Raw genomic sequence first — 3716 nt, 5'->3', positions numbered from 1 at the left:
AGTCACGTTGCCCGACTCATCAAGGGCAAGGAGTTCTGTGAGGAGTTCGAGCCCCGCGCATCGATCAGGGATGCGATCAAGCGTGCGGGTGTCGTATGGGGGTGCGCGGTGGGTATTCCACCGGAAATGACGACCCTGATCGGCGCGATCACCGTTGGCTTTTCGGAAAAGCGGCCCGCCGATTTTTCGGAGATTCAAGCCTCAACGGTGAGATGGGCGCAGTACTCGACGGGGCGCACCTGGTAATGAGCAGAATGTCACGTTTCAGCGCGCCACTGCGCGTGCAATACGACGCCGAAGCGAGCAAGGCGCTCGGCGGCGATCACTGGCGGGTGACGCAGGACTTCCGGTATTACATCCAGCACCACGAATACCCGGCATGGGTGCATGTGCCGGCGGGCTATCTCACTGATGGCGCCAGTGTCCCGCGCCTTTTCTGGTCGTTGATTCCGCCTTGGGGGGCGTACGGGCAGGCAGCCGTCGTGCACGACATTGTCTGTGAGTACTTGAGCGTCACTGTCGATGGCCAGCCTCAGCTGGTGACCCGTTCCGCGTGCGACCAGATCCTGCTGGAGGCAATGACGGTGCTTGAGGTGCCCACCGTCAAGCGCAAGGTCATCTCCGGCGCTGTGGGGCTCTACCGGCGCCTGTCCGGTGTCGCGCACCCCACCAGCACGCCAGAGAAGCGCGCACTGGAAGCAAGCTGGGCCAGCTGAAAAACTTCCCATCTGGTAATCGTCATGATCGAAATGAGCCTGACCGCATACGCCGAAAAAGTTTCGCAGAAAGTAGCCGCGTCATATGTCCATATGACGCCCAGGGCAATCCGTAAAGCCATCAACTCAGACCGAAAAATCATCATCCGCGTTACTGACGCGGGTGATTTTTTTGATGCCTATGAGGTCAAGCGGTTTGGAGAGGAACCTGAGGTCCTCTGAGCAGCAAGGTATCAAATCCGGGGTTTAATTTACTAAATCCTATGTTCTAGGGTATATTTCAGTTATCCGAAATTGGATAAAACCAGTCGCGTCAAGGATTAAGGAGATCGGCATGACTATCAATTACTTCAAGGTTGCCCGCTTGATCCTTTCTGGCGCTTTGCTTGGCCTTATCGTCACCAATGCGTTTGGAGGTGCCAATGCCTCGGGCGCACCTGAAATCATCGGAGCGGTAATCGGAGCCGGCAGCGCGGCAGTGCTCATGAAGCTGTCTATCTTGGTGTGAGTGAATGAATGCTTCCTTCTGATTTTCATTTGAATAGTGAAGGCTACTCACTAATCGGCATCGTCGTCTGCATCTTGATTCGCATTGTTCAGCAGTGGTACCACGGCCAGCCAGTCAGCACAGGGTGTTGCGTAAATGCCCTTTTTAATGGCACGTCGATTGTCCCTTTCATCCTCATGATCGGCGGTATCTTCATCCCGTCCTGGTTCGATCTGGCGATGGCTTCGAAACTTTCTATGGCAACCGCTGGCGGCGTAGGACTGGTATTCGTTCTTGGAGAAGTTTTTTCCCCTAAGGATCTGCGTAAAAAAACGATTGCCGATGCTGCGTAAGGCTCAAGAAGAAATCCAGAACCCCGCCAAGTGCGGGGTTTTTATTTTCTAGTGTATGCCCCCCAAGCTCAACTCTCAGAAGAGGAACCTGAGGTCCTCCGACCGGTATCTGTTTGTGTACCTGTGCTCAATACTCATTGTGCGTTTAACGGAGCCGCGTGGATTCGCGACACCAAACACGTGGAGGCAATGATGATTGATGAAGAAATAACTCAAGCGGAAATGCACCAGGACGGTCACGCCCCAATGCATTCGCACAAACACAAACATGAAGGTGAAGAGATGAGCCAAGGTATTGATCTTCAACAACTGGGCGGTGGTTTCGGTGGCGGCATGGGCGGTGGTGGTCTGGTCGCCGGACTGGTGCTTGGCGCTCTGCTGCGCAATGGCGGTCTGGGTGGCCGCGAAGGGGAAGGCTGCGTAACCCCAAGCAACCTGGTGGACGTAACCACCCTGAGCAAGCTGGGTGAGATTCAGGCGCAGATTCCGCAGGTGACTGCGGCCATCGAAAACAGCACCCTGACTCAGACCCTCGGTCTGCAGGGTACTCTGGGTTCGCTGGCGCTGGGCATCCAGCAGGCGTTCGCCAACACCAAGGACACCGTGCAAGCGACTTCGGCACTGACGCTTGCGGGCATCTCTGGCGTTAACCAGAACGTCTCTGAGAGCGCTTGCGAGATCAAGCAGGCGATCAACAACGATGGCGACCGCACTCGAGCCCTGATCAACAGCATCGACCGGGACAACCTGAACCGTCTGCTGACCTCGAAGGACAACGAACTGATCGAGCTGCGCCACGCATCCTCGCGTGCGTCTGATCGTCATGGCATCGAGATCACCATGATTAACAACCAGAACCAGCTGCAGGCTCAGGCGCAAGCTCAAGCCAACGTGCTGGGCCAGCTGGTTCACGTCATGACCGAGTGCAACCAGATTGCCCGTGCGACCAACACCAATTTGATCGTGGGCAACACTGGCGCTACCACCACCGGGGCGCAGACTGCTAGCCCTGTCAACGTCAAGGCGTAAGGTGTTCGATGGACATTAACCAATTGGTGCAGCTGTCGAACAGCCCGGAATTTATCAGGGTGGTCAACGATCCGAAGGTTCAGCAGTTGTTGTTCCAGAACCCTCAATCGTTGATCGACTTTGCTAATGGGCGGATCGCGCCAGCTGCACAGCCGGAAGCGTCGAACGCGGCCCAAGGAAGGGCACCTGCAGGAGCAGATGGATTGCTCATGCAGATGGTCGCGGAGTTCGAGGCGCAGTTTCCGGAAAAGCGATTGGCCGCAAGCCTCATGGAATTGTCGAGGTTTGTGCAGTCGCGGGTTAATCCGTCCACCGAGCAGCAGTAAGGTTGGGGGAAATCAACAAGGGGCGCTTAGGCGTCCTTTGTTTTTTCGACCTTGCGGGTTACAAAATTTGGCGCCGAGTCGTCGGATGTTAATTTTTTCAACCAACAATGTAGGAGCGAAAAATTAACATGCAGATCCTCAAGCGCCGCCAGGTTAAATGTGAAGTCAATTTGTGAGGATATGGGTATGCACCCTCTGATGCAGGCTATGGAGCAGTTACAACGGACGATTGATTCTCCAATCAGCAACATGGAAATGATTCGGCGCCTGGCGAATGAAGAGCTCAAACGGCGGGAGTCACCGCAGATGCTGAGCTTTATCTGCGAGGAAGATCGGGAGTTGTTCGAGCAGCACCTGGGCAAGGTACAGGCGTTCCTGGAATCAGCTGACGGATGCGATGCATGGGGGTTGTTGGTCGAGGCGTTCCGGTCGTTTGTGGAGCCGCCGGCGCAGGCACCACTGGCTGAGGTTGATCAGGACGAAGAAGGGGTTGTATAGGTCGTCAGAACGCCGGAGAGGGCGCCCGCACCAGTTGGCGCGGGCAGGGGAAGGGGCTAAACCGCGAAGCCTGTAAAGTTCAGGTTCCGTTTTCCCAGCTGGTTCATGAGCTTCATGGTCAGTTGCAGGAGCTGCGGGGTAGGGATGTCGTGCTCGCTGAGGTGAGAGACGTGATCGATGAACTCAGCGGTGTTCATGATGCACTTGTCCATCGGCAGCAGGCGGGTGTGTTGACCGCCTGACTTGTCGAAGGTGGTTAGCCAGCGCTGGACAGTCAGGGGCATGATCTCGGGAGCGGCTGACTTGC

Annotated in this window: 9 protein-coding genes; 8 read left to right on the top strand and 1 reads right to left on the bottom strand. The window is 55.9% G+C overall.

Annotated elements, in window-relative coordinates; translation table 11 throughout:
• From ACIQVE_RS29380 to ACIQVE_RS29345, 8 genes are all read left to right on the top strand, one after another.
• The coding region (locus ACIQVE_RS29380; RefSeq protein WP_402815430.1) for a hypothetical protein at positions 1–246 on the top strand (246 nt) is incomplete at its 5' end.
• Entirely contained in the window at positions 246–716 is a 471-nt protein-coding gene (locus ACIQVE_RS29375; RefSeq protein WP_402815428.1) for a DUF1353 domain-containing protein, read from the top strand. The genes ACIQVE_RS29380 and ACIQVE_RS29375, both read left to right, overlap by 1 nt.
• 24 nt (positions 717–740) lie before the next feature.
• Positions 741–938 (top strand): Cro/CI family transcriptional regulator, encoded by a 198-nt coding sequence (locus ACIQVE_RS29370; protein WP_402815426.1) that lies wholly within the window; start codon positions 741–743, stop codon positions 936–938.
• A 112-nt stretch (positions 939–1050) separates the two neighbouring features.
• On the top strand, positions 1051–1224 hold the full coding sequence (locus ACIQVE_RS29365) for a hypothetical protein (RefSeq protein ID WP_402815424.1): 174 nt from the start codon (positions 1051–1053) through the stop codon (positions 1222–1224).
• A gap of 8 nt (positions 1225–1232) precedes the next feature.
• Positions 1233–1556 (top strand): hypothetical protein, encoded by a 324-nt coding sequence (locus ACIQVE_RS29360; RefSeq protein WP_402815422.1) that lies wholly within the window; start codon positions 1233–1235, stop codon positions 1554–1556.
• 192 nt (positions 1557–1748) lie between these two features.
• The gene (locus ACIQVE_RS29355; protein WP_402815420.1) at positions 1749–2585 is read left to right on the top strand and encodes a hypothetical protein; all 837 of its coding nucleotides are present in this window, start codon (positions 1749–1751) and stop codon (positions 2583–2585) included.
• 8 nt (positions 2586–2593) lie between these two features.
• Positions 2594–2911, top strand: a complete 318-nt coding sequence (locus ACIQVE_RS29350; RefSeq protein WP_402815418.1) for a hypothetical protein — start codon at positions 2594–2596, stop codon at positions 2909–2911.
• Between the two features lie 186 nt (positions 2912–3097).
• On the top strand, positions 3098–3409 hold the full coding sequence (locus ACIQVE_RS29345; RefSeq protein ID WP_402815416.1) for a hypothetical protein: 312 nt from the start codon (positions 3098–3100) through the stop codon (positions 3407–3409).
• Positions 3410–3465: 56 nt separating this feature from the next.
• Here the strand turns inward: ACIQVE_RS29345 and ACIQVE_RS29340 are convergent.
• The coding region (locus tag ACIQVE_RS29340) for a hypothetical protein (RefSeq protein WP_402815414.1) at positions 3466–3716 on the bottom strand (251 nt) is incomplete at its 5' end.

The organism is Pseudomonas sp. NPDC098747 (assembly GCF_044760045.1).
In the GTDB taxonomy this organism is placed as follows: Bacteria; Pseudomonadota; Gammaproteobacteria; order Pseudomonadales; family Pseudomonadaceae; genus Aquipseudomonas.
The sequence above is the reverse complement of the archived record's forward strand: the minus strand, read 5'-3'. Positions and strand labels throughout refer to the sequence as shown.